This window comes from Streptomyces hainanensis, from assembly GCF_004348415.1.
Lineage (GTDB): Bacteria > Actinomycetota > Actinomycetes > Streptomycetales > Streptomycetaceae > Streptomyces > Streptomyces hainanensis.
Genome location: NZ_SMKI01000608.1, coordinates 1 through 3,843 on the forward strand (window position 1 = coordinate 1; position 3,843 = coordinate 3,843).

Below are 3,843 nucleotides of genomic sequence, written 5' to 3' on the forward strand. Positions count from 1 at the left end.
TGTGGTCGGGCGGGTCGAGGTGGAGCAGGTCGTTGCGGAGCGCGGGGGGCAGCGGGAGGCCCTGGTAGTCACCGCCGTGGCTGCTCGCGGCGTTGGTGGAGAGGCGGGGGTCCTGGAGCGCGGCGCGCACGTCCGAGTAGCGCGTGACCAGCCAGGCCGCCGAACCGTCCGGGCCGGTCACGCGGTGCACGGAGCGGCTGGCCCGCAGGCGGGCGTACGTCCCGTGCGGGTCCGCGAAGAAGGTCTCGTCGATGTGCACGCCACCTAACGTACATGTGCGATTACGGAATGCAGCAGCGGGTGCGGGAACCTTTCTCCTGACGCCGAGGGGGTGAACCGGGCGCGTCGCCCTCCGCCGGGTGGGGGCCGGCCCGCGGGTGGCCTGGTGCCGCGGGCCGGCTCCCGGTCAGTGCGCCGCCAGGGCCCGGTGGCGGGCGACGGCGGCCAGCCGGACGGCCGAGGTGCCGAGCCCGGTGGGGGCGAGGAAGCCGGCCGGGGTGGCGTCGGCGAGCAGGTCCTCCTCGCGGTAGCGGCGGCACTCGCGGTGCCAGTTGAGGACCGCCGCCATCCACTCGCCGAGCTCCACGACGTATCCCCCGACGACCGCGCGGGCGGCCTCGTCCAGCTCGAAGTCGTCGCAGAGTACCGGGAGTTCGTTGGCGGCCACGTGCTGGAACTGGCTCATCCGCCCGCGCATCAGGTCGTCCACGATGCGCAGCGCGGCCGGGTAGTCGCAGCCGAAGAAGTTCTGGGTGACGAGGACGCAGTTGTGGACCTCGCCCTCGAACTCGACCTCCTTCTGGTACGAGAAGACGTCGTTGATCAGGGCCCCGTAGTCGGCGGCCGCGTTCTCCAGGGAGCGCAGGGGACCGCTCTCGTAGACCTCGGCGGGCAGCGCGCGGTCGTGTCGGAGCCGGCACAGACTCATGGTCAGTTCGGCGCCGAAGGTCTTGCGGCGCATCTCCAGGTAATCGACCGGTTCGGGGATACGGTTCTGCGCCTGGTTGACGAGTTCCCAGGACCAGGACTCCACCATGTCGACGACGCTGGCGCGGAACGCGCGGCGCGCGGCGGGGGCCATGCCGCCCGCGGTGCGCGGCCAGAGGTCGGCGAGGCCGCGCTCCAGCGCGTTCAGCAGCGGGGGTGGCGGGGTGTGGGGGTCGTCCACCGGCATCAGGGCGACGAGGCGTTCGGTGCAGGCACGGGCGCCGGCCAGGTTCCTGGTGCGGCCGAAGGCGACGGGGTAGTAGTCGTCGCCGTAGGTGCCCCAGACCAGCCAGCCGGTGGCCAGGTCCAGCTCCTCCTGGCCGACGTCCGGGCTGATGCCGGCGGCGCAGAGCGCGAAGTCGTAGCCGGCCAGCTTGTGTTCGGTCCAGACGGTGGGGGCGTCGGTGAAGAGGCCGACCCGGTGGCCGTAGGCGATCGCCTCACGCCGGGCGGCGGGCAGCAGCGGGTTGAGCCGGAGCTCGTACGGCACGTCGAAGTCGGGCAGCAGCGACGGGCCGACGCGCCGGTGCGGGACGTGGCTGAAGCCGCGGGCCCTGGCGGCCTCGGCGCGCGGGGTGGTGCTGACGCCGAGGCTCGCCAGCGCGGTGAAGGGGCCGCTGAGGCCGAGCCGTTGGGCGGGTTCGTCCACCGGCTTCATGTAGCGGCTGGAGCGCAGGTGCCACTCGTGGCCGCCGGACTGCCAGTCCTGGAGGCCCTTGACGTACCGCGCCACGGCCGCCGACTCGTCGGGGGTGAGGCCGTGTTCGGCGCAGAGCGGGGGCAGTTCGGTGAGCGCGGTGTGCTCGAACTGCTGGATCCGCGCGGTGAGCAGGTCGTTGACGGCCTCGGCGGCCTCCTGGGTGGTGCAGTCGAGGAAGGTCTCCAGGGCGAGCACCCCGTTGCTCAACTCGCCCTCCTCCTCCGTCTCCCGCTGGTAGGAGAAGAGGTCGTTCCGCAGGTGGACGGCGTCGGCGAAGGTGTCGCGCAGCACGGTCAGCGGGCGGGCGGCGGCGATCGCGGCCGGCACCTCGGCCCGCGCGGCGAACTCGACCAGGCCGGCCGACCAGGGCGCGCCGCCGACCTTGCGGCGCATCTCGATGTACTCGACGGGGTTGGGGATCCGGCCGATGTTGATGTTGGCCAGCTCCCACAGCGACTCGTTGAGCAGGTGCTCGGTGGCCCTGGCGAACCTGGCCCGCCAGGCCAGCGACATCGCGGGCACGGTGCGGGCCCACAGGTCGGCGAGGCCGGCCTCGACCGGGTTGACGGGTTCGGGGGTGCCGGCCGCCAGGTCCATGGGCATGAAGGCGGGCAGCCGGTCCAGGTACTCCTTGCCGCCGGCGCGGTCCTGGGAGCGCTTGAAGGTCTCCAGGAAGTGGTCGTCGAAGAAGAAGACCCACACGTACCAGTCGGTGACCAGGGCGAGGTCGGACGCGGTGCTGTCCGGGTGGGTGTACGCGCAGAGCAGCGGGTAGTCGTGCGCATCGAGGTCCGCTTCTGTCCAGATCCCGGATCCCTCCAACATGCCCATGTCGCGCGCCCACTGGGTGGAGTGGGCGCGCACCTCGTCGAGGTGCGGGCTCAGCCGGGCGGGATACGGGGAGTAGAAGTCGGGCAGGCGGAAGGGCTGTGCCACCGTCGGGTCATCTCCTGGGCTAGCCGGACACGGGCCGACCCCTGTGGTCAACGTGGTCGGTCCGGCCAGCATGACCCGGCTCCGCCCACCCACGACGGCAAACCACACGTGTGGGTGAACCGCGGGCCTATGGTGTGACGTCCTCACTGGTGACATGGCCGTGTTCGGCACGTGCGTACGGGGGGACGTTCGATGTCTGGGTCAACGGAGCCGCTGTACTCCGAGAGTTCCAGGAATCCGCTGAAGACGCGGGTGGAGCTCACCGCCGAGGTGCTCCGGATCGGTAGGCGGCCGATGGCGCTGCTCACGCTCAACCTGCCGGCCATGGCCGACGCCTACCTGCGCGGGCGGTGGCTGGGCCCCGGCGGCACCGAGCTCCCGCTGACCGCGATCGGGCCCGACCCCGGCGTGGTGCCGGTGATCCGGGTGACGGGCTCGTCCGTGCCGGTGCGGGTCGGCCGCGCCGCCGAGTTCGCTTATGCGCTCGGCGAGTTGGCGGTGCGGACGGTCGGCGGCGCGGCGGTCGTCCGGGAGCACGCCGAGCGGGCTGCGCACGACGGCGTGCCGCTGTGGATGCTGCGCCGGCTCGCCTTCGGGCCGACGGGGTTCCCGATCACGGTCGCGGTCGACCGTCGGCTGGCACGCGCCGACGTCTGGGCGCCGGACGTGCCATCGGCGCGGCTGCGCGGTCCGCGCGGCCTGCTCGCCGGGGATCCGCACACGGCCGAACTGCTGGCACTGACGGTCGGGGGGCGACCGGCGGCGCTGACCGTCGAGCGGAGCTGGCAGAAGTCACGACGCTCGGTGACGGTCACCTCGTCCTTCGGCCAGTGGCAGCTGCGCCCGGAGGGCTGGAACGCCTCGTGGCTGCTGCGCGACGGCGGTGCGGTGGCGCTGCTCGTCCGGCCCCGCCAGCGGGACCGCCGGGGGCAGCTGCTGTTTCCGCTGGCGCGGGTCGAGCACCACACCTGGCATCCGGTGGACGCGGTACTCGCGCACTTCTTCGCGGTCTGCTTCGGGCTCGGCGGCGACACCGGGAGGATCCGGTTCGGCTCCCGGCGGCCGACGGACGACGAGACGGTCGACTGGGAGGAGCCGTGGTTCACCGGCCTCGGGAGCGGCCCCGACGACAACGGCCCCGGCGCGCGCTTCGACGGCTGGGGCGCCGGCGACGGCGGCGATTCCTTCGGCGGTGACAGCGGGGGCGGGGCTGATGGCGG

General features: G+C 73.0%; 2 protein-coding genes and 1 pseudogene. 1 reads left to right on the forward strand and 2 read right to left on the reverse strand.

Features of this window, described 5'->3' with window-relative positions; translation table 11 throughout:
* Positions 1-259 (reverse strand): annotated as a pseudogene (locus E1283_RS33390) (cytochrome P450); the annotation flags it as partial.
* Positions 260-406: 147 nt separating this feature from the next.
* Positions 407-2,623 (reverse strand): terpene synthase family protein, encoded by a 2,217-nt coding sequence (locus E1283_RS33395; protein WP_132821917.1) that lies wholly within the window; start codon positions 2,621-2,623, stop codon positions 407-409.
* Between the two features lie 192 nt (positions 2,624-2,815).
* Here E1283_RS33395 and E1283_RS33400 point away from each other — a divergent pair.
* On the forward strand, positions 2,816-3,843 hold a 1,028-nt coding region (locus tag E1283_RS33400; protein ID WP_132821918.1), incomplete at its 3' end, for a hypothetical protein.